The organism is Ruminococcus sp. CAG:379 (assembly GCF_000434255.1).
Classification (GTDB): domain Bacteria; phylum Bacillota; class Clostridia; order Oscillospirales; family Ruminococcaceae; genus Ruminococcus_F; species Ruminococcus_F champanellensis.
The window spans coordinates 1-19,771 of the sequence record NZ_FR894805.1; the positions used below are offsets into that span (position 1 = coordinate 1).

Annotated in this window: 22 protein-coding genes; 10 read left to right on the forward strand and 12 right to left on the reverse strand. The window is 54.3% G+C overall.

Features of this window, described 5'->3' with window-relative positions; all coding sequences use genetic code 11:
* Window positions 1-26: 26 nt before the first annotated feature.
* The 3 genes from QVO51_RS00485 to QVO51_RS00495 all read right to left on the reverse strand — a co-directional run bounded on the left by QVO51_RS00485 (window position 27) and on the right by QVO51_RS00495 (window position 3,749).
* Window positions 27-2,318: a GLUG motif-containing protein gene (locus QVO51_RS00485; protein ID WP_022356779.1), complete on the reverse strand. Its 2,292-nt coding sequence runs from the start codon at window positions 2,316-2,318 to the stop codon at window positions 27-29.
* 175 nt (window positions 2,319-2,493) lie between these two features.
* Window positions 2,494-3,402 (reverse strand): cache domain-containing protein, encoded by a 909-nt coding sequence (locus QVO51_RS00490; RefSeq protein WP_022356780.1) that lies wholly within the window; start codon window positions 3,400-3,402, stop codon window positions 2,494-2,496.
* On the reverse strand, window positions 3,399-3,749 hold the full coding sequence (locus tag QVO51_RS00495; RefSeq protein ID WP_022356781.1) for a hypothetical protein: 351 nt from the start codon (window positions 3,747-3,749) through the stop codon (window positions 3,399-3,401). Before QVO51_RS00495 ends, QVO51_RS00490 begins: the two co-directional genes overlap by 4 nt.
* 373 nt (window positions 3,750-4,122) lie before the next feature.
* On the opposite strand from QVO51_RS00495, the gene QVO51_RS00500 reads away from it, so the two are divergent.
* Window positions 4,123-4,650 carry a COG2426 family protein gene (locus QVO51_RS00500; protein ID WP_022356782.1) on the forward strand — a complete coding sequence of 176 codons (528 nt, stop codon included), beginning with the start codon at window positions 4,123-4,125 and terminating at the stop codon, window positions 4,648-4,650.
* An 18-nt stretch (window positions 4,651-4,668) separates the two neighbouring features.
* The gene (locus QVO51_RS00505) at window positions 4,669-5,271 is read left to right on the forward strand and encodes a TIGR04100 family radical SAM protein (RefSeq protein ID WP_022356783.1); all 603 of its coding nucleotides are present in this window, start codon (window positions 4,669-4,671) and stop codon (window positions 5,269-5,271) included.
* Window positions 5,272-5,342: 71 nt separating this feature from the next.
* On the opposite strand, the gene upp is transcribed toward QVO51_RS00505, so the two are convergent.
* The 5 genes from upp to QVO51_RS00530 all read right to left on the reverse strand — a co-directional run bounded on the left by upp (window position 5,343) and on the right by QVO51_RS00530 (window position 8,928).
* Window positions 5,343-5,969 (reverse strand): uracil phosphoribosyltransferase, encoded by a 627-nt coding sequence (gene upp, locus QVO51_RS00510; protein ID WP_022356784.1) that lies wholly within the window; start codon window positions 5,967-5,969, stop codon window positions 5,343-5,345.
* Window positions 5,970-5,972: 3 nt separating this feature from the next.
* Window positions 5,973-6,422 (reverse strand): ribose 5-phosphate isomerase B, encoded by a 450-nt coding sequence (gene rpiB, locus QVO51_RS00515; RefSeq protein WP_276745769.1) that lies wholly within the window; start codon window positions 6,420-6,422, stop codon window positions 5,973-5,975.
* Window positions 6,423-6,544: 122 nt separating this feature from the next.
* Complete coding sequence (locus QVO51_RS00520; RefSeq protein WP_022356786.1) at window positions 6,545-7,315, reverse strand: TatD family hydrolase; 771 nt, start codon at window positions 7,313-7,315, stop codon at window positions 6,545-6,547.
* A 1-nt stretch (window position 7,316) separates the two neighbouring features.
* Window positions 7,317-8,171, reverse strand: coding sequence for an LCP family glycopolymer transferase (locus QVO51_RS00525; protein ID WP_276795123.1), 855 nt, complete (start codon window positions 8,169-8,171; stop codon window positions 7,317-7,319).
* 187 nt (window positions 8,172-8,358) lie between these two features.
* Entirely contained in the window at window positions 8,359-8,928 is a 570-nt protein-coding gene (locus QVO51_RS00530; RefSeq protein ID WP_022356788.1) for an SLOG family protein, read from the reverse strand.
* Between the two features lie 77 nt (window positions 8,929-9,005).
* On the opposite strand from QVO51_RS00530, the gene alr reads away from it, so the two are divergent.
* The 4 genes from alr to QVO51_RS00550 all read left to right on the forward strand — a co-directional run bounded on the left by alr (window position 9,006) and on the right by QVO51_RS00550 (window position 13,232).
* Entirely contained in the window at window positions 9,006-10,142 is a 1,137-nt protein-coding gene (alr, locus tag QVO51_RS00535) for an alanine racemase (RefSeq protein ID WP_022356789.1), read from the forward strand.
* 154 nt (window positions 10,143-10,296) lie between these two features.
* Window positions 10,297-10,923: a TetR/AcrR family transcriptional regulator gene (locus tag QVO51_RS00540; RefSeq protein ID WP_022356790.1), complete on the forward strand. Its 627-nt coding sequence runs from the start codon at window positions 10,297-10,299 to the stop codon at window positions 10,921-10,923.
* 3 nt (window positions 10,924-10,926) lie between these two features.
* Window positions 10,927-11,640: an ABC transporter ATP-binding protein gene (locus QVO51_RS00545; RefSeq protein ID WP_022356791.1), complete on the forward strand. Its 714-nt coding sequence runs from the start codon at window positions 10,927-10,929 to the stop codon at window positions 11,638-11,640.
* On the forward strand, window positions 11,634-13,232 hold the full coding sequence (locus QVO51_RS00550) for a hypothetical protein (RefSeq protein ID WP_022356792.1): 1,599 nt from the start codon (window positions 11,634-11,636) through the stop codon (window positions 13,230-13,232). Before QVO51_RS00545 ends, QVO51_RS00550 begins: the two co-directional genes overlap by 7 nt.
* A gap of 59 nt (window positions 13,233-13,291) precedes the next feature.
* On the opposite strand, the gene QVO51_RS00555 is transcribed toward QVO51_RS00550, so the two are convergent.
* Window positions 13,292-13,966: an ABC transporter ATP-binding protein gene (locus QVO51_RS00555; RefSeq protein ID WP_022356793.1), complete on the reverse strand. Its 675-nt coding sequence runs from the start codon at window positions 13,964-13,966 to the stop codon at window positions 13,292-13,294.
* Window positions 13,967-14,242: 276 nt separating this feature from the next.
* Here QVO51_RS00555 and QVO51_RS00560 point away from each other — a divergent pair, with 276 nt between their 5' ends.
* Genes QVO51_RS00560 through QVO51_RS00570 form a run of 3 tightly spaced genes read left to right on the forward strand, consistent with a single transcriptional unit; the run spans window position 14,243 to window position 15,673 of the window.
* Window positions 14,243-15,040 carry a class I SAM-dependent methyltransferase gene (locus tag QVO51_RS00560; RefSeq protein WP_022356794.1) on the forward strand — a complete coding sequence of 266 codons (798 nt, stop codon included), beginning with the start codon at window positions 14,243-14,245 and terminating at the stop codon, window positions 15,038-15,040.
* 49 nt (window positions 15,041-15,089) lie between these two features.
* On the forward strand, window positions 15,090-15,311 hold the full coding sequence (locus tag QVO51_RS00565) for a helix-turn-helix transcriptional regulator (RefSeq protein WP_288167664.1): 222 nt from the start codon (window positions 15,090-15,092) through the stop codon (window positions 15,309-15,311).
* Window positions 15,263-15,673, forward strand: a complete 411-nt coding sequence (locus QVO51_RS00570; protein ID WP_022356795.1) for a transcriptional regulator — start codon at window positions 15,263-15,265, stop codon at window positions 15,671-15,673. Before QVO51_RS00565 ends, QVO51_RS00570 begins: the two co-directional genes overlap by 49 nt.
* A 110-nt stretch (window positions 15,674-15,783) precedes the next feature.
* On the opposite strand, the gene QVO51_RS00575 is transcribed toward QVO51_RS00570, so the two are convergent.
* Both QVO51_RS00575 and QVO51_RS00580 read right to left on the reverse strand, forming a co-directional pair.
* Window positions 15,784-16,416 carry an alpha/beta hydrolase gene (locus QVO51_RS00575; protein ID WP_022356796.1) on the reverse strand — a complete coding sequence of 211 codons (633 nt, stop codon included), beginning with the start codon at window positions 16,414-16,416 and terminating at the stop codon, window positions 15,784-15,786.
* A gap of 27 nt (window positions 16,417-16,443) precedes the next feature.
* A complete protein-coding gene (locus QVO51_RS00580) occupies window positions 16,444-17,103 on the reverse strand; it encodes a DUF998 domain-containing protein (protein WP_022356797.1) in 660 nt (219 codons plus the stop codon).
* Between the two features lie 218 nt (window positions 17,104-17,321).
* On the opposite strand from QVO51_RS00580, the gene QVO51_RS00585 reads away from it, so the two are divergent.
* Window positions 17,322-18,869: a tetratricopeptide repeat protein gene (locus QVO51_RS00585; protein WP_022356798.1), complete on the forward strand. Its 1,548-nt coding sequence runs from the start codon at window positions 17,322-17,324 to the stop codon at window positions 18,867-18,869.
* A gap of 102 nt (window positions 18,870-18,971) precedes the next feature.
* On the opposite strand, the gene QVO51_RS00590 is transcribed toward QVO51_RS00585, so the two are convergent.
* Complete coding sequence (locus QVO51_RS00590) at window positions 18,972-19,709, reverse strand: sulfite exporter TauE/SafE family protein (RefSeq protein ID WP_338126711.1); 738 nt, start codon at window positions 19,707-19,709, stop codon at window positions 18,972-18,974.
* Window positions 19,710-19,771: the final 62 nt, after the last annotated feature.

A 19,771-nucleotide genomic window follows, 5' to 3' on the forward strand; every position in this document is an offset into this window, starting at 1 on the left:
CAGAGATTGTGCGGTGTTGTCTTAAATTATGAAAGCTCGGCTTCCGCAACCGGGGGCTCCGGCGTGATCTCGCCCAGGGACATCTCATAATCCAGCGCTGCCCGGTGGAACAGATACATAGCCTGCACCAGATGCTTCAATTCCGGGTCTGTGTTTTCAGCCCCCAGCACAGAACGCAGGTAATACAGGGGGCTATAGCTGAGAGACCATTTCGATCCGGACGACTGCTGGAATCCTGTTTGCTCAGTCACTGACACGCTGACCGGAATCCGGAACCTGTTCACCGAGATCCCGGCGGTATCTATATAATAATAGTTCCCCTTACTGCCGGTAAATGCATACTGGCTCACGTCAAACCCCGGCTCCACCCGGAAATAGTGCCGCAGCACCGTGTTGGATTCCAGCAGCAGTGTAGTGCCGTAATAGGTGATCCCTTCCGGCAGAGTACCGGAAGAACCGGGCATCAACTCCGACAGGGTATCCGCTGTGACAGCCTCCATGGCTGCGGTGGGTGCCAGTGCCGTACCCTCAAAGTATGCCTTTGCGTAAGCACCATATTGCAGCATGGCCTCCGCCAATGCTGCCGCTTCAGCGGAATATTCCGCCGAATTGTTGCAGATATACTTGGCGTAATCCTGCACGGTAAAGCTGTACACCGGCCCCTGCAAAGTATCGGTACATATCTGGTCAGTGATCTCGAAGGTCATCTCCTTTGCCGCCACCCGGCAGGTGAATACATAATAAGTACCCTCATCCACCTGATCGGTTTTCGCATCCGAAACGGGGATCTGCTGCGTCTGCCCGTTGGGCAGGGTGAAGCGCATGTACGCATGTTCATTCGCAAGAAGCCTGCTGTCCAGCTCCATATAGAAATGCACCCCGATGTCTCCGTCCAGGGTCAGGGAATGACCAGCCAGATGGACACCCACCTGGTTTTTGTACGCACCGCACACCTTGCACCGACCGTATGCGTAAGTGTGTGCCGGAATCATGTCCGCTTCCTTCGTATTGCTATAGACCAGGGTAGGCATGTCCCCTGCGTCGCATCTGGAGTAGATCTTATTTTCATAAACCTTCACGCCCCCGAGTGCGGGGTTTTCCTGGCCGTTTTCCAGATCCTGTCCCCAGGCTTTCCCCAACAGGTATGCCACCTCACCGCTGGCGAATGCGGCAGTGTTCTTGCCTCCAACGGTTTCCCGGTCTTCCTCTCCCGCAACGAAGGCATTTCCGCCAAAAACATCGCTGTTGTACCAGCAGTGACTTACAGAGCCTTCCGGGAGTGCGCACACGCCTCCTAAAGGATCATATTCGTCCCCGTTCAGCATACCAATATTATACCCATACTCCAATGTGGAACCAGAAGTAGTGATTCCACACAAACCACCTATACGCACATAATAACCTGAAGAACTACTATTTAGTTTGCCAGAGTTGAACACATTCCGGATTGTCCCATCATTTTGACCGCATACACCTCCTGCAACGTAACGGCTGGCAAAAACGGAACCGGTATTGTAGCTGTAGGTAATGATGCCGGAATTTATACCGGACACACCGCCAGCAGCTGCATGATCCGTTGCGCTTACAGTACCAATATTATAGCTGTTGGTAATGGTACCGGAATTCGCACCGCACACACCGCCGATACCGTTGCCAGACGATATTCCAGACACCTTGCCCATGTTATAGCTGTTGGTAATAGTACCGGAATTTTCTCCGCACAAACCGCCAGCGTTTGCAAGTTCCACATTAATTGTTCCGCTGAAATAACAATATGTGATCGTTCCCGCACTTTCACCGCACACACCGCCAACATGGTAGCCCCTTATCCAGGAATCCACAATGCCAAGGTTCTTGATTGTGCCGCTCCCAGACAGTTCCCCGACAAATCCGGCGTACGTCCTGCCTGTATCATCATACAAGCCGCTAATGGTATGACCGTCTCCGTCAAAGGTGCCACTGAATGCACAAGTGTAACCAAGTGTTGCTTCTAAATTTCCGATAGGCGTCCAGCTTCGGTAGGACCCGCTGTTGAGATCTCCACTGCTGTTCACCAGATTTTCATTGACCACAATGTCATCGGTCAGTTTTGCGTGGGCGGATGTGTCCGCATGCTCCGCAAACCAGTACAGCTGATCCGCATTGCTGATCTGATAGGGACTCTCCGCTGTGCCCTCTCCCTCCGGTTCGGCAGAGACTTCCTCCGCTGATGCCAGCCAGCTGCCCAGACGGTGATCCTGCGGCAGATACAGCAGCATAGAGCAAAGCATGGCTGCTGATGCGGCAATGGACAGTGCTTTTCGGAATCTCTGTGTCATACGCATTCCCTCCTTGTTTTTGCACAGGCAGTTTTATAAAAAACGGTATTACACTGCCGTTTTGATTAGATTGTACTCAAATTATAACACAGACCCATGGGAAACGCAAGCGCTTTCGATTAAAATGTAAACAAGAAAGGCAATGTCGCACAAAACTGTATGACATTGCCTTGGTTTATTGCTGATCCCGGTGCAGCCGGCTGGTAACGCAGAATCCGGCAGTGAGATCCAGCAGTGCACCCAATGCAAGCATCCACAGAACCGCACTGTTCCGGCGGGCATAAACCTCCCGGTACGGCAGGGTACATACCAATGTGTAACTGCGGTACTTCCGGTAGCATACCAGAGCGGAGGACTGGTATGGGCTTGCACTGAAGTGTCCCGCATTGCCGGAAAAATCCGCCGGCACATAGGGGGACTGTGCACCCACCAGGGCGGAATCCGTGTGGCTCATGTAGCGACAGCTTTCATCCAGCACGGAAAGGGTTCCATTTTCCATGAACTGGGTTCCGTTTACCAGTTCTGACAGATCCGCTGACTGCATCAGCTGACTGATGTCATCCGGCTTAAAAGTGATCTGGATCACGCCGTCCTGATCCAGCCGTGCTGTGCCCACCAGCAAAATATCCCGGGTGCTCTCATCGGGAAAATACCACTCGGAAAACACCTTATTTGTGATTGCCGGCAGAAAGGCGTCCTCCACCCGATCCCCTGTCCGGGACTGATCCGTACTAAACCGGATCACGCCCTGCCGATCGGATACGCTGATGACCTCCGCCCCGGCAACCAACCGCAGCTCCTCCAGATCCGTTTCCGTCTCCAGCAACGTCGGTGTGGTGTTGATCATCATGGAAATGATCCGTGCCCGGGTCTGATAGTCTGCTTGCGCCTCGTCCAGGATCAAAGACTGCTCCGACTGGAGCGCATCGATTTTCTGGCTCATCTGTACCAACCGGTTTTCCGCCTGCTCCATCGCCCGATCCCGATCCACCACCCCGGTGGCATACCAGGCAAAGCCCAGCATCAGCAGCGTCAGCAGCACCGTGGGCAGCAGAACCGCACGGTACTGGGACCAGCGCTTCATGACTGATGGGCGGATGTGTCCATCCGCTCCGTCATCCGGTCATAGATCACATACATCTTCTGTACCGTATTTTCCAGAAAGTAATAGTGGAAAATATAAGGTACCAACAGTACCAGGATCAATCCCAGCAAGGGCAGCAGGAACATTGCCTCCGTCATCAGAAAAGCGCCCAGAACCAGGAACAGAACAATGGCAAACAGCATGGTCACCAGAAAGTGGATCAGCCGTTCATGCTGCATAAACCCGATCTTGTCCAGGTGCCGCTGCAGATCCGTTTCTGTGAAGCTGCGGTTTTCTTCCAGCAGCCGGTTCATTTGCTTCATATAATCGCTCAGATATTTGTGCATGCTCCCTCCATTGAGGCAGTCACACTGCCTGCCGATTTCCGGCATCGGCACACCAAAAATTCATCCGCATGTATTCCCTTTATATCATAGCATACTGCCAGTAAAATAACAAGGGCAACACGGCACAAAAATTATGCGACAGATGTGTCAACAGATTTTTCGTCAGATTGCATAGAAACGACGCAGGAATACCGGAACATTGCAGGGAGTTTCTGTGTGATATGACGAAACACCCGTTAGCAGAGGCTGTAAAAAGCACCAGGTCAGCTTTGTACGGTATCGCCCTGGGCTTTACACAAATTTTTCTTGACAATCCTGCTGGAGTGTGCGATACTAAAAAGGTATTATGCAACAGACGAAAGGAACGTGAAATATGCTGCTTGAAATGATGTCCCTCAGTGAAACCCTGGTGGAATGGCTGACCACCCATATGAACGGCTTGCCCCGTGAACTGATTATTTTTGTAATTTCCCTGCTGCCCATTCTGGAGCTGCGGGGTGGACTGCTGGCGGCGTCCATTCTTGGAGTGCCCATCGTACCGGCTTTGTGCATCTGTATCATCGGCAACATCCTGCCCATCCCCTTTATCCTGCTATTTATTGAAAAGATCCTCAAGTGGATGAAAACCACCAAGCATCTCCATGGCATTGCGGACTGGCTGGAGAAAAAAGCCACCGGCCCCAAGGCGGAACAGATCCGCAAGGTGGAATTTATGGGCACGCTGCTGTTTGTAGGCATTCCCCTGCCCGGCACCGGCGCATGGACTGGCGCACTGATCGTATCCCTGCTGCATGTGGACCGGAAAAAGGCAAGCCTGGCTATTTTCCTGGGAGTATTGCTGGCGGCAGCTATTATGTGCGTCATCACCTACCTGATTCCCTGGATCGTCCAGCAGTTTTAACACAAAGGAGTGTTTGAAATGGCAATGACAATTTTCTATCCGGTGGGACAAAACCTGTATGTGAATCTCACCAACCAATGTCCCTGTAGCTGCACCTTCTGCATCCGGCAGAACGGGGACGGGGCATACGGCTCCGACAGCCTGTGGCTGGAGCATACCCCCACCTTTGAGGAGGTGCAGGCGGCATGTCCTAAGGATCTCGGCAAGTATCACGAGATCGTGTTCTGCGGCTACGGAGAGCCTACGGAGGCGCTGGATGTGCTGTGCCAGACCGCAGCCTACCTCAAGCAGCAGCCCGGCTGTCCGCCCCTGCGGATCAATACCAACGGCTTATCGGATCTGATCCACGGAGCGCCCACTGCCCATCGGTTCCAGGGCTTGATCGACACCGTATCCATCAGTCTGAATGCCGGAGACGAGCAGGAGTACAATCAGGTAACCCGCCCAAAGTTCCCGGAAGCATTCCAGGCACTGCAGCGCTTTGCGGTGGACTGCAAGCAGTATGTGCCCCATGTGATGTTCACCGTGGTGGACGTAATCCCCAAGGAGCAGATCCGGCTGTCCCAGGAACTGGCTGATCGGTTGGGCGTTCCCCTGCGGGTACGCACCTACGATTCGTAATAGATATACACATCCGATACGGCAAAAGCCCGGCTGCGAATACAGCCGGGCTTCTTTGATTTCTGATACAATTACTTGGTGCCGAAGATCCGGTCACCGGCGTCTCCCATACCGGGAACGATATAAGCGTCTGCGTTCAGTCCCTGATCCTCTGCGCCGCAGTAAATGTCAACCTCCGGATATGCTGCCTGCATAGCGGCAATGCCCTCCGGAGAGGCGATGATGCACATAAACTTGACGTTTGCAACGCCTGCCTGCTTGAGGATGCGGATCGCCTGGACAGCGGAATGTCCCGTTGCCAGCATGGGATCCACCACGATCGCATCACGCTCTGCAATATCCTCCGGCAGCTTTACATAATACTCCACCGGCTCGTGGCTCTTGGTATCCCGGAACAGACCGATATGCCCCACCTTTGCGGCAGGCACCAGGGTCATCAGACCGTCCATCATGCCCAGTCCTGCACGGAGGATGGGCACAAACGCCAGTTTTCTGCCGGAAATAATCTTGGACTTTGCAACGCCCATAGGGGTTGCGATCTCAATCTCCTTTGTGGGCAGATCCCGTGTGGCCTCGTAACACATCAGCATTGCGGTCTCTGCAACCAGCTCCCGGAACTCCTTGGGGCCGGTCATTTTGTCCCGCATCAGCGTGATCTTATGCTGTACCAGCGGGTGGTCAATTCTCTGTACTGCCATGGTTCATTCTCCCTTCGTGTGTGCTGCTTCCAGCTGTGTGATCATATCCAGACGTCTCTGATGCCTGCCGCCCTCAAATCCGGTTTCCAGAAAAATATCTGCCAGCTCCAGTGCAAGCCCACTGCCGATGACTCTTGCTCCAAGACACAGCACATTGGCATCGTTGTGCAGACGGGTGTAGCGGGTACTGAACTCATCGGCGCATACGGAAGCCCGGATGCCGGGGATTTTGTTGGCGGCAATGGACATGCCGATGCCCGTGCCGCAGATCAGAATGCCGCATTCACAGCTGCCGCTGATGATTTTCTCACAGACTGCCTGTGCAATCTGGGGATAATCACAGGGGGTTCCGTCACACCCCAGATCCTCATAAGCGATGCCCTTTGCGTATAAATGCGCCAGCAGCTCCTGCTTCAGAGGATAACCGGCGTGGTCACAGCCAATTGCAATCATAGTATTATCCGGATTTCCGGTCAACGGAAACCCACTCCTTTCACTTCTCCCGTTCCCCGGGAATATGCATTCTATTATAGCACAATCCAGCAAAAAAAGCAACCCGATTTTGCGCCATTGTCCTATTCCACAGAAAAGAGCCGCTTTGCGTTTTCCCCGGTCTGCCGGAGCATCTCCTCCAGGGTGCAGCCCTTTTCCTCCGCCATACGTCCGGCGGTCATGGGGATCATGGAGCTGTCGCAGCGCTTGCCCCGGTAAGGCACCGGCGCCATGTAGGGGCAGTCTGTTTCCACCAGCAGCCGATCCATGGGCACAGCCCGGACAGCCTCCAGCGCCCGTCTGGCATTTTTAAAGGTCACCACCCCGGTAAAGCCCACATATAGCCCCATAGCTACAAGCTCCCTGGCGGTTTCCGCCGACCCGGAAAAGCAATGCATGACCCCCTTGGGGCGATATTGCCGCAGGATCTCCATACAGTCACCGGTGGCATCCCGGCAGTGCATAATCACCGGCAGATCATGCTTTGCGGCAAGCTCCAGCTGACTGCAAAACAGCGTCTTCTGCTGCGCCGGGTCATAGCCCGGATAGTGGTAATCCAGACCAATCTCCCCGATGGCATGCACCTTCCGGCAGGCAAGCAGCTGCTCCAGGGTTTCCAGATAATCCGCCGGCACCCTGCCGGCTTCCTCCGGATGGATGCCCACAGAGGTGTAAATATAGTCGTACTGTGCTGCAAGCTGAATCCCCGCCCGGGCACTGACAAGATCCGATGCCGCCAGCATTACCCGTGCCACCCCCTGCTCCGGCAATGCCGCCAGTACCTGCTCCCGGTCCGGATCAAATGCCGGGTCGGTATAATGGGCGTGGCTGTCGAAGATCAATGGCTCGTTCATCTTACTTCACCATCTCCTGCATGTTCTTCAGGGTATTCTCCGGGATCGTCAGCAGATCCCCCGTCTGCTGCAGGGACAGGTAGTAATATCCGGTGGAGCCGGGAGCATACTCCAGCATATACTTCATGGCATGCTTCCGGTTCTTATAGTCCTGGGCAGTCACATCGGAGTCCTTTACCAGGTTGATGATGGTGGAGAAGCTCCGATCCAGCGTCTCACTGATCCGGGAACCGTCGGTCTGGTTCAGCATTTCCGCAATGGTGGAATCTACCACCACCATACGCTGTGCCTCACCGCCCGTAAAGTCCGGATAGGTCAGATACAGCTGAATCTGGCTGCCTCCCAGATACTGCATTTTATCGCTTTCCTGCAATCCGACAATCTTTTCGTCCACAATGCATTCTACACCCCCGAGGATGGAGCATAGCTTTTGAAAGGAGGTGCTGTCAAAGACCATGTACCGATCCAGAGTCATGTTCAGCGCCGCCGCCGCAGCGTCCCGGGCAGCTGTCACGCCGGACATGTGATATACATTGTCCAGCTTGGTGGATGCGCCGTTATTGTTGACTGCCAGGTTCGCCGGCAGTGCGATGCAGGTGTTCCGCTTTGCCACCGGGTTGAACCGGAAGATCATGTAGCACACAGGCTTGTCGGATTCCTCCGTATCCAATACGCAGAACAAATTGAACTGATCCTCCTCGGAGATCAGGGTGATCTCCGGCTCCAGCTGTTTGAGGGAATCCCCTCCGCCGCCAAAGCCGCCGAACAGGAAGAAAATAATGCCGCCAATGATAACGAAGCTGACCAGCAGGGTGATCAGAAAGGGAATGGCGATGCTGCCTGTGTTTTTCTTCATAGTGTATCTGTGAAAGCGGATCCCGCCGCTTTCGCTCCTTTCTTTTGATTCCATGTCGCTTTCCACAGCGGATCCTGTATATTTTTGCAGGAATCCACGTATTTTCAGGGGCGTTATAAAGAATATGCAGAAAAGCCATGTGGATTATGCAGAATGTTGAAAACGCTGTGGAAAGTGTTAAATAATCTTAAATCTTGAAATTTGCCTGCAAAGGTGCTATAATAGGTTCGTCGGGTTCGGCTTCTGCCTTGTCACGCAGCTTGCCGATGTCGATGACGCAAAGCTCCAGTCCGCATTTGCGGGCATAGCCGATGGTCTGACCGGTACCGCTGTTGTAGTCATCCACCACCGCAATGAGCCGCTGGGCATGATCCACCATATACCGGTTCCGGATCTGATAACACCTGCGGGTATAGTGACTGCCGGTGCAGTACATTTCATCCGCCCTTGCCAGCACACTGTCAAACAAGTACCGATCCTCTCCGCGAAAGTTTTTTCCGTGGTTTTCGGTGGGCTTGACGCAGATCAGCTGCAGGCCGGAAAAATCCCGTTTCAATTCCAGCACATATCCCGCTGCCCAAAGATCCACCCCTCTTGCAAGACCGGTGATAAACCGGGTGTAGCCCTCCTCTGCCGACCGGCGGATCTGGTAGTACAAAAGGCTTTTGACCATCATCAGCAGCTGGGCATCCTCGCTGTTGGGGCCGGGCAGCTTTTCGGGGCGGTGACCGGAAAAGCAGACTGTTTTTTCTCGCATACACATCCCCCGTTCTTTGGTTCTTCCATAGTATAGCATAAAACCGTTGATATTTCAAGCCGAAAGGAAATGTTATTTTGAAACCATATCTAAAACGTGCGTGGGCTGAAATCTCTTTGTCTGCCCTGGAAGCAAACATTCGTGCCATTTCCGCCTCCCTGCAGGGGAACACCCAGATCATGGCTGTTGTCAAGGCGGATGCATACGGACACGGCGAAGCGGAGATCCTGCAAAAACTGACCCAGATCGGCATCCGCTACTTTGCCGTCTCCAACCTGGATGAGGCGCTGCATGTGCGCCAGTACTGCCCGGACAGTGATGTACTGATCCTGGGATACACACCGCCGGAGTATGCAGACACCCTTGCCCAGAACAACATCATTCAAGGCATTGTTTCCGCCGAGTATGCCTGCACTCTGAACGCCCGTACCCGCACCCCCATCCGTTGCCATGTAAAGCTGGATACAGGCATGGGGCGCATCGGGATCACCGGCGACACCCCCGGCGACTGTGCAGACAGCATCCAGGACATGTCCTTCCTGCGGAATCTGAAGATCGAGGGCATCTACACCCACTTTGCAGTGGCGGATATGCCGGATGATCCGGAGCAGAATGCATACACCGAAGCCCAGAAGCAGTTTATCCGATCCGTTGGAACGGAGCTGATGAAGCGGGGCGTACATTTGAAGCACCTGCATTATCTCAACAGTGCCGGTGTGCTGTATCACAATGATGCAAACAGCACCCTTGCCCGGGTGGGCATCATCATGTACGGACTGGCACCCAACTATCCCCTGCCGGTGCCTCTGGATCTCAAGCCGGTGCTTTCCCTCAAGGCTGTGATCTCCCACATTAAACGGGTTCAGCCCGGTACCTCCATCAGCTACGGCCGCACCTTCCGGGCGGATCACTGCATGAAGATTGCTACTGTAACCGTGGGCTATGCGGACGGCTATTCCCGGCTGCTGTCCTCCAAGGCGGATGTGCTGGTGAAGGGCAAGCGCTGCCCCATCGTGGGACGGATCTGCATGGATCAGCTGATGCTGGACGTTTCTGCCATTGACGACCTGCGCTGCGGCGAGATCGTGACCCTGATCGGTCAGGACGGTGACGAGCAGATCACCGCTGACGAGCTGGCATCCCTGTACGGCACCATCGGCTATGAGGTGGTCTGCGGCATTTCCAAACGGGTTCCCCGTATTTATGTGGACTAAAGACAAGTACATCTGCGCCTGTCGGAGCATCCGGCAGGCGTTTTTTCTTGAGGCGATACCGCACAAAGCAAACCTGGCGCCTTGACAAATCCGGTCGATGGATGTATAATAACAAGTGTTGCACATCTAATGATATATGCAAGGAGATGAAGGCATGCCGCCAAGCGTCAAATTTACAAAAGAAGAGATCGTGAATGCTGCATTGCAGGTCGTCCGGGAAAAGGGCACCGCTGCCCTGACCACCCGTCAGATCGCCGCCGTTCTGGGGGTATCCACCCGTCCCATCTTCACCTATTTTCAGAACATGCAGCAGGTACAGGAGGCAGTCCGGCAGGCAGCGCAGGCTCTGTATCACAGCTACATCAAAAAAGGATTGGAGCAGGTGCATCCCTTTATCGGGCTGGGCGAGCAGTATATCCGCTTTGCCACCCAGGAGCCGGAGCTATACCGACTGCTGTTTTTACCGCTTGCCCCAGGCAGCGAGAACAAAGCCATGGAAGAAATGGAGCGCACCCAGAACCTGGTGTTGGAGTTCCTGCAACAGATCTATCAGCTGGACGAAGCCGCCGCAAAGCGATTTTTCCGGGATGTGTGGCTGGTTGCGCACAGCCTTGCCGCACTGATCGTCACCAATTGCTGCCCCTATTCCCCGGAGGAGATCCGGCAGATTCTCACTTCTGTCAGTCTCAGCGTCTGCAAAGCCTGCAAGGAAATACCGGAATTCGTCACAAACCATCTGGACAAGGATACCCTGTTCCGGAGCATAATCGAAAAGGAGTAATCTATGCTGCAAATTTCACACCTATCCAAAAGCTTCGGGGACAAGAAGGCAGTGGACGATCTGTCCCTGCACATTGCCCCGGGAGAGATCTACGGCTTTATCGGCCACAACGGCGCCGGAAAGACCACAACCCTCAAGTCCATTGTAGGCATTCAGCAATTTGATGCCGGCAAGATCACCATCGGGGGACATTCCATCCAGGAGGATCCCCTGGGCTGCAAGCAGATGCTGGCGTATATTCCGGACAATCCGGACATTTACGAGTACATGACCGGTATCAAGTATCTGAATTTCATCGGGGATATTTTCCGGATCCCTGCCGCAGACCGGAAGGCACGGATCCAGAAATACGGGGATCTGTTTGAACTGACCGGGGATCTGGCACAGCCGGTGGCGTCCTACTCCCACGGCATGCGGCAGAAGCTCGCCATTATCTCCGCCTGGATTCATCAGCCCAAGCTGGTACTCATGGACGAGCCCTTTGTGGGACTGGATCCCAAGGCATCCCACCTGCTCAAGGGCATGATGCGGGAGCTTTGCGACCAGGGCGGCGCCATTTTCTTCTCCACCCATGTACTGGAGGTGGCGGAAAAGCTCTGTGATAAGATCGCCATCATCAAGGGCGGCAAGCTGATCCGCTCCGGCACTCTGGAGGAGGTCAAAGGCGACGACAGTCTGGAGGAGGTATTCCTGGAACTGGAGGGAGAAGCATGCTGAAGCTACTGGTGAAAAAGCAGCTGATGGAGATCTTCCGCAACTACTTTTACAATCCAAAAACCAATAAAAAACGTTCCACCGGTGCTGTGATCGGGTTTGTCGTCCTGTTCGCCATTATCATGATCGGCATGCTGGGCACCATGTTCACTGCCCTGTCCGTGAGCCTGTGCAAAACCTTCATTCCCCTGCAGATGGGCTGGATGGTCTTTGGCATCATGGGGCTGCTGGGCATTTTTCTGGGCGCATTCGGTAGTGTATTCAACACCTTTTCCGGCTTGTATCTGGCAAAGGACAACGAGCTGCTCCTGTCCCTTCCCATTCCGGTACGTTCCATCATCCTGTCCCGACTGCTGAGCGTGTATCTGATGGGACTCATGTATTCCGCTGTTGTCACCATTCCCGCCGCCATCGTTTACTGCGTCTATACCACCGTCACCCCGGCAGTGATCCTGGGCTGCACTCTGATGGTGCTCATCATTTCCATGATCGTACTGGTGCTGTCCTGCCTGCTGGGCTGGGTGGTAGCAAGGATCAGTCTGAAGCTGAAAAACAAAAGCTTCATCCGCGTGCTCACGTCCCTGCTGTTCATTGGTGCCTATTACTTCTTCTATTATAAAGCGCAGGGTATTCTCCGGAATCTGATCGCAAACGCCGTGACATACGGACAGAAAATCCAGGGCAGTGCCTACCCGGTGTACCTGTTTGCAAGAGTGGGCGAAGGGGATTGGAAGGCTATGGGACTGGTGACCCTGGCAACCGTCCTGGTGCTGCTGCTGACCTGGCGGATTCTGTCCCGCAGCTTCCTGCACATTGCTACTGCCACCGGGAAAACCAAAAAGGCTGCCTTCAAAGCCGATGCCATTCGTACCCGGAGCATTTCCGGTGCTTTGCTAAGCAGAGAATTTGGCAGATATGCCTCCAGTCCCGTTTACATTCTCAACTGCACCATGGGCACGCTGTTCCTGCTGGTGATCACCGTGGCGGTACTGATCAAAAGCGGCACTGTCCTTCCCACACTGGGAAAGATCTGCTCTGAGTATTCAGGATTCATCCCGGTGCTAACCTGTGCCATTGTCTGCATGGTCGCCTCCATGAACGATAGCGCAATCCCCTCCGTATCCTTAGAAGGCAAGAACCTGTGGCTGATCCAGTCCCTGCCGGTACGTCCCTGGGATGCACTGAAAGCAAAGCTCCAGGTACAGCTGCTGCTGACTGCGCCTCCGGCATTTTTGTGCAGCGTCTGTCTGGCAATCATCCTGCCGGGCACCCTGGCGGAGCGGCTGCTGATGATTTTGGCAATCCTGCTGTATGTGGCATTCTCCGCCCTGTCCGATCTGATGCTTGGAATAAAATCCCCCAATCTGACCTGGACCAACGAAATGGTACCCATCAAGCAAAGCTTCAACGTTTTTATAGCTATGATGGCCGGTTGGATCTACTCCGTTGCCCTGGGGGGACTGTTCTTCCTGTGTGATCTAATCATGAGCGCATCCGTATATCTTGGCATCGTATGCCTGCTGACCGCCGGGCTTTCCCTGTTGCTGTACCGCTGGCTGAAAACCAAGGGTGCCAATATCTTTGCATCCCTGTGACCCCATCCGAAAATAAAACGCCTCTGTAAAAAACAGAGGCGTTTTTGTATGCATCCGGTTCAGCTGGCTGTCTCCAGGATCTTACCATCGGAAATTTCGATCAGCCGGTCACACTGCTTCGCCACCCCCATGTCGTGGGTGACGATCACCACTGTCTTGCCCTGGTGATTCAGCTCCTTGAACACATGCATAATCTCCTCCGCCGTCTTGCTGTCCAGAGCACCGGTGGGCTCATCCGCCAGCACCATGCTGGGCTGGTTCACAATGGCTCTGGCAATGGCAACACGCTGCTTCTGCCCGCCGGACAGCTTATTCACCGGTTTTTTTGCCATACTGTCCATGCTCACCGACTTCAGCGCTGCCAGCGCCAGCTCCTTCCGGTTGGGTTTTTTGTGCTTTGCAAAATCCAAAGGCAGCAGCACATTCTCCAGGCAGGTGAAATCATCCACCAAGGCAAAATCCTGCATCACCATACCGATCTTCTCGTTCCGGATCTGGGCATACTGCTTTTCCGACAGGTTCTTTACCAGGGTATCATCAATTTTATACTCGCCGGATTCATAGCTGTCAATGCAGGCGAGTATATGCAGCAGGGTGGACTTCCCGGCACCGGATTTGCCGATGATCGCCACCATCTCCCCATCCTCAATGGTCAGAGAGACTCCCTTCAGGGCTTCAAACTCGTTGGCTTTCTTGGGGTTGTAGATCTTATGTACATTTTCCAGTGTAATCATGCGAAATCCTCCTTCGTTGGTTTGCAAAATCTGAATCAATCCTGTTTCAGCACATTTTTATGGTATCGATTCCATGCATCCCTTGTTGTTCCAGTATATCATTTTATTTATTTGCAAGTCAAGTGTTTTCAGTCCGTGTGACACTTTTCTGAATCTTTTTGTACGAATTCATAAAGGATACTGTTTCCATTTGTGAAATTCTAACAAAGCAAACCAGCTTGCACAGGAGTCCCGGCCATGCTATAATAAAGACAAATCACAAAAGGAGGCAGGCATATGGAACTGACAAACCGGAACATTGACGGAGGCAACGGCTTTGACTGGGGCAGAACCTCCGGGGACTACGCCAGATACCGGGATATCTATCCACAGACATTTTATGACCGGATCCTTGCACGGGGACTGTGCACCGCCGGACAAGCTGCCCTGGATCTGGGCACGGGCACTGGCGTACTGCCCAGAAACCTGTACCCATATGGGGCACAGTGGACGGGCACGGACATCTCCCCACAGCAGATCAGCCAGGCTAAGCAGTTGTCCGCCGGTATGCAGATTACCTATCGGGTATGCTCCGCAGAACAGCTGGACTTTCCTACCGACAGCTTCGACGTAATCACTGCCTGTCAGTGCTACTGGTATTTTGACCACGGGAAGGTGGCTCCGATCCTTGCCCGAATGCTCCGACCCGGGGGACGGGTGCTGTTTCTATGCATGGAATGGCTGCCCTTTGAGGATCCGGTTGCCAACGCCAGTGAGCAGCTGGTACTGAAATACAACCCCAGCTGGACCGGTGCAGGCGAAACCATGCACCCCATCAGCCTCCCCGACTGCTATGGGGCGTATTTTACCCTGACCCACCGGGAGGAATATCTGCTGGACGTACCCTTTACCCGGGAAAGCTGGAACGGACGCATCCGGGCATGCCGGGGTGTGGGTGCCTCCCTGCCACCGGAGCAGATTGCTGCCTGGGAACAGGAGCATATGCAGATGCTGGAGCATACGGCACCGGAAGCCTTCACCGTCCGGCACTATGCCGCTATGGCGGAACTGACACTCCACTCTACGGAGCGTTGATTGCAAACTGCCCTGGAATCCGGTACAATGAAATACGGAAGGTGACGCTATGGATCAGACCAGAACAGACAGCCTGATCCGCCGTCTGCGATTGGAGCAGGGCATGACTCAACTGGCGCTGGCGGAACGGCTGGGGGCAGCGATAAGGCGGTTTCCAAGTGGGAACGGGGCTGCGGTGCGCCTGATCTCTCCATCCTTCCCCTATTATCTCAAGCCCTGGAGGTGGACACGGACACCCTGCTCCGGGGGGATCTGGAGGCGAATGACCTGACCAATGGCAATCTGAAGCACATGCGGTTTTATCTCTGCCCGGAATGCGGCAATCTGTTGCTCTCACAGGAGAATGCGGACATCAGCTGCTGCGGACGGCGGTTATCTCCGCTGGAGCCGCAAAAGACTGACCCGGCACACCTGCTGCATGCAGAGCGGAACGATGGAGAATGGTATATCACCACAGCGCACTGCATGCACCGGGAGCATTATATTTCCTTTGTGGCACTGCTCAGCGGCGATACCCTCATCCTCAAAAAGCGATACCCGGAATGGACGTTGGAAACCCGGCTGCCCTATCTGCCCCAAAGCACATTGCTTTGGTACTGCACACAGCATGGCTTGTTCAGCCAGCGGTTGTAAAAACTGCATACAAAAAAGAGCAGCTCCGGCTGCTCTTTTTGCGTATTGCCCAGCGGGTATAACCACCCGCCTCATCAGCAACTTTTCAACATTCCTTTCCGAATGCAGTATCAGTCCAGGGACGTTCTGACCCAGCGATCCAGAAACGCCATTTGCTCCGCCGTATGGAACCAGTGCTCGCCGCCTTGCATCACCGTCAGAACTGCGCTGGTTCGCTTCGCAAAAGCGGACATAACCCCGGGAGCAGTCAGATTATCCCTGTCCCCGTAGAGAATGCAGGTAGGCACGTCCCACCGGATTGGATGCCGCCGCACATAGCAAAGATATTTCCAAGACAGAGTCTCGCCAAAGCTGGTGGGGATCTCTCCCCGGGCGGAAAGCTCCTCCTCGGTCACATTTGCCCAGGTCATCATGCTGCGAATCAGCTTTTCCATATCCACCACAGGAGAAATCAACAGTGCTTGATCCACCTGCCTGCCGGAAAGGGCATGCATGGAAAAGAAAGCACCAATGCTGTTGGCGATTAAGAGAATGGTGTCATACGCTTTTCGCTGCTCCTCGAAAAAGACGGGGAATTCTGCTTGCGCCTCCCATGGATTCTGTGCGTGATAATCAAAGCCCGTCACATCCCACCCGGCAAGCAGTGGCTTGTAATGCTCCGCTTCCTTGGAATCGCCCCCCTTCCCGTGTACATAAATGGCAAGGTGCCTTGCAGATTGTGGATTTGCTTGTATGCTGTTCATATGATACCTCCCGGATACGAATAAGTTTCACATGTGCGCCTTTTGCTGCTCTGAAGCAGGAGGCCCGGCAGGCTTCATGCAAAACAGATGCACACCAAGCGCAGCATTAAAGCCGGTAGCAGCAAACACACTGAACCGCTCCACAACGCCGAAATATGCAGCAGGCACCAGCTTCATGCCCAGTGCTCCTACCAGCATCATGCCAAGGGCGATCCCGGCGCAGATCCCGTAGGAACGGCAATCCCGATGCCGGATCCCGGCAATGAGGATCAGCGTCAGAGACAGTATGGACAGCAGCACCACCAGAACAGTCACCAGGATGTGCATCCGATCCTGTAGAGTGCCCCCATAGCCGCTGTCACTGAGGGGAAACATCCGGTACCCCACCGCCGAGATCCATTCCATAGCCGCAAACAGGTAGATGCCGCTCCGCAGCAACCGATTCTTTCTGCCCTGAATGCCCAGGCATACCACCGTAACACAAAGCACTTCACAGGTGTTATACAGGGCACTAAGCTGATTCCACAGGGCAAGGGACGGGGCGTTTGCTGCGCTCAGATCGCTGACCGCCTGTGCCATCCAGTTGTAGCCAGGATAGGCAAGCGGGGCAAATATCACTGCCGCCCCATAGGACAGCAGGCTCAAGTTCCCCAGCAGCCCCAACCGCTGAAGCATTGGTTTTTTCATGATGCTCAACCCTTTCAATCGTGTGGTGTTGCCTCAATCGCCGACTCCATCACACGTTCATACTAACTAACGTTCGTTAGTATAAGAATAGCACATGCTTAACCTCTTGTCAAGTCCACTGCAAATATAGTGCAGTCTGCTTGCAAATCTGCTGCGACTGTACTATACTAGGGGCAAACCAACTGCAATTCCCACACCATGCAAAGGAGGCAGAAGCTATGAAAGCGGAATGGATTCTGAATCTCAAGCCCGGAGAGGATCCGGAACAAAAGGCACAGGAATGGATCCGGGAGTATAACGCATTTGCCGAGGATTTCCCGGACAGCAGGGCGCTGGCAGACCAGCTGAGTCAGCGTGTCCGGAATGCCGCAGCCCTTCTGAAAGGAACACATGCAGCCGATAACCTAAATTTGAACGGAGTTCCGCTGGGCGATCCGACAGATATGGCTTTCGTCGGATCCTGGTTCTCCTTGCCGGAGCTTGTGGATATACAAATGGGCTGGGCAGTCCTGGCGGACGGGCGGAACGATGCCCCGGGGGATCCCCACGCTTCGGTGCGGCAAGGATTCCTGCGGGAATTGGAGGGCAAGTGGCAGGACGCTCTCCGCTGTTATCAGCAAGGGCCGGAGGATCCGGAGATTCGGAGAAGAATGCAGTACTGCCGGGAACGGACGACAGCAGAGGGTGCATTGTGCTATGCAAAGGCACAGGAGCTGTTGCTGAAGCTGCGGCAGTCGGAGGCGCTGAAGCTGCTGAATCAGGCTGCCCACCTGGGAAATATAGATGCCACAGAACAGCTTGCCCTTTCTCCGGCATCAAAGGATCGGGAAAAGGCATTGGGATTGCTGCGGCATGCGGCAGGGCAGAACGACCCGGACGCATGCTTTGCCCTGTATCGGCTGTATGACCAGGGAATCTATCCCGTACAGGCAACGGAAGCGGAACGGATGCTGCACCAGGCGGCTGATCTGGGGCATGCCCAGGCACAAACCCTGACAGCGGAGGGCACAGATCTGCGCCCTGTCCGAACCATTTTGCTGGAGGAGATCCATGCAGGCAGCAAGAATGCCCTATGGTGGATGGTACAGGAATGCGAGAAGCAAGGGGATATGGAACAGGCTGTGGAATGGCTGGACAAAGCCATTGAGGCAAACCAGCTGGATGCACTGCTTGCAACAGCTCAGGCGTATGCAGAACCGGGAACAGAGGCGTACAGCCGGGCGGATGCTATGGATTACTACCGGCGTGCCGCAAGGGCAGGCTCTCTGGAGGCTCTGACTGCTCTGGGGGACTTGGAGCTGACGGATACCCATATTTCCTTTTACGATATGGCCTTACTGCTGCACAGCCCGGATGCGCCCCGGAAAAAGCCGGATCAGCACATGATGGAGCAGCACAGAAAGCAGCTGGCATGGTATACCTTGGCTGCAAACGCAGGGGCAGTGGGACCGATGCTGGCGCTGAGTGATGCTTATGCGCAGGGATACCCGGTGGAGCAGGACGCAGCACAGGCATTCTTCTGGGCAAATCAAGGTGCCGGAGCCGGGGATCCCCTTTGCATGTACAAAGCCGCACGCATGCTGGAACAGGGAAATGGGGTACAACAGAATCTGCCGGAGGCGGTCAGACTCTACGAGCAAGCCGCTCTGGAGGGGATGGAGCAAGCAGCGGAACGATTGTGGCAGATTTATACCACAGGGCTTGGAGCCATTCACTCCAATCGGCGAAAAGCCGCATTTTATCTCCGCCGAATAAACCGGAGGTAACCGGTTTCCAAACACAACACAGCGCCATGTATAATACATGACGCTGTTTTTATTGGATGTAGCCTTCTCCACACCCATCAACTTCATGGGCTGTAACCCTTGCTATTGGCTGATCCGGGAAAACGCCATCACGGCAATGCCCAGTACCACCAGGATCACGCCTGTGGCACGGTTCAGAGTCTTTGGAGTTGCCTTATTCGCCAGCACCGCAGCGACCTCCGCCCAGATTAAGGTAAACATCACGCACAAGCCCCACACCAGCCAGTCCGGAGTACCGCCGATCACGAAATGGGACACAGCACCGGTCAGGGCGGTAAAGGTCATGATGAACACGCTGGTACCAACGGCGGTTTTCAGCTCATACCCCAGCACGGAGGTCAGAATCAGAAGCATCATCATGCCGCCGCCTGCACCTACAAAACCGCAGATAAACCCAATCAGCATACCGCATACCAGGGATTGTATGGCACGCTTTTGGGCGGATACCCCCTGCATGGCCTCCTTGGTGGTCATCACCGGCCGGAGGATAAACTTGATGCCCAGCAAAAAGGTCATGAACACAGAAAAGTTCCCCATGGTGGCAGAGGGCACCAGGCTTGCCACAAAGCTGCCCACCACAGTGAAGGCAAGCACAGCCCCCATCATAATCAGTCCGTTGCGGATATCCAGATTCTTATTTTTTCCATAGGTATAGGCGGATGCAGCGCTTGCCAGCACGTCAGAGGACAGGGCAATGCCCACCGCCATGTAGGGATCCATATGCAAAAAAGTAATCAGCATGGGACTGATGACTGCCGCCGCACTCATTCCGGCAAAGCCAGTGCCCAGTCCGGCGCCCATACCGGCTAAAAACGTAACAAGCAACGTGATCAACAAATGCAAATCTGATTTCCCCTTTCTGA

What these genes read in the sequence shown, in the direction of transcription:
- QVO51_RS00485 (WP_022356779.1), bottom strand. Translation starts at nt 2,318, where the DNA reads ATGACACAGAGATTCCGAAAAGCACTGTCCATTGCCGCATCAGCAGCC.
- QVO51_RS00490 (WP_022356780.1), bottom strand. Translation starts at nt 3,402, where the DNA reads ATGAAGCGCTGGTCCCAGTACCGTGCGGTTCTGCTGCCCACGGTGCTG.
- QVO51_RS00495 (WP_022356781.1), bottom strand. Translation starts at nt 3,749, where the DNA reads ATGCACAAATATCTGAGCGATTATATGAAGCAAATGAACCGGCTGCTG.
- QVO51_RS00500 (WP_022356782.1), top strand. Translation starts at nt 4,123, where the DNA reads ATGCTGCTTGAAATGATGTCCCTCAGTGAAACCCTGGTGGAATGGCTG.
- QVO51_RS00505 (WP_022356783.1), top strand. Translation starts at nt 4,669, where the DNA reads ATGGCAATGACAATTTTCTATCCGGTGGGACAAAACCTGTATGTGAAT.
- upp (WP_022356784.1), bottom strand. Translation starts at nt 5,969, where the DNA reads ATGGCAGTACAGAGAATTGACCACCCGCTGGTACAGCATAAGATCACG.
- rpiB (WP_276745769.1), bottom strand. Translation starts at nt 6,422, where the DNA reads ATGATTGCAATTGGCTGTGACCACGCCGGTTATCCTCTGAAGCAGGAG.
- QVO51_RS00520 (WP_022356786.1), bottom strand. Translation starts at nt 7,315, where the DNA reads ATGAACGAGCCATTGATCTTCGACAGCCACGCCCATTATACCGACCCG.
- QVO51_RS00525 (WP_276795123.1), bottom strand. Translation starts at nt 8,171, where the DNA reads ATGAAGAAAAACACAGGCAGCATCGCCATTCCCTTTCTGATCACCCTG.
- QVO51_RS00530 (WP_022356788.1), bottom strand. Translation starts at nt 8,928, where the DNA reads ATGCGAGAAAAAACAGTCTGCTTTTCCGGTCACCGCCCCGAAAAGCTG.
- QVO51_RS00540 (WP_022356790.1), top strand. Translation starts at nt 10,297, where the DNA reads ATGCCGCCAAGCGTCAAATTTACAAAAGAAGAGATCGTGAATGCTGCA.
- QVO51_RS00545 (WP_022356791.1), top strand. Translation starts at nt 10,927, where the DNA reads ATGCTGCAAATTTCACACCTATCCAAAAGCTTCGGGGACAAGAAGGCA.
- QVO51_RS00550 (WP_022356792.1), top strand. Translation starts at nt 11,634, where the DNA reads ATGCTGAAGCTACTGGTGAAAAAGCAGCTGATGGAGATCTTCCGCAAC.
- QVO51_RS00555 (WP_022356793.1), bottom strand. Translation starts at nt 13,966, where the DNA reads ATGATTACACTGGAAAATGTACATAAGATCTACAACCCCAAGAAAGCC.
- QVO51_RS00560 (WP_022356794.1), top strand. Translation starts at nt 14,243, where the DNA reads ATGGAACTGACAAACCGGAACATTGACGGAGGCAACGGCTTTGACTGG.
- QVO51_RS00565 (WP_288167664.1), top strand. Translation starts at nt 15,090, where the DNA reads ATGGATCAGACCAGAACAGACAGCCTGATCCGCCGTCTGCGATTGGAG.
- QVO51_RS00575 (WP_022356796.1), bottom strand. Translation starts at nt 16,416, where the DNA reads ATGAACAGCATACAAGCAAATCCACAATCTGCAAGGCACCTTGCCATT.
- QVO51_RS00580 (WP_022356797.1), bottom strand. Translation starts at nt 17,103, where the DNA reads ATGAAAAAACCAATGCTTCAGCGGTTGGGGCTGCTGGGGAACTTGAGC.
- QVO51_RS00585 (WP_022356798.1), top strand. Translation starts at nt 17,322, where the DNA reads ATGAAAGCGGAATGGATTCTGAATCTCAAGCCCGGAGAGGATCCGGAA.
- QVO51_RS00590 (WP_338126711.1), bottom strand. Translation starts at nt 19,709, where the DNA reads ATGGGCGCCGGACTGGGCACTGGCTTTGCCGGAATGAGTGCGGCGGCA.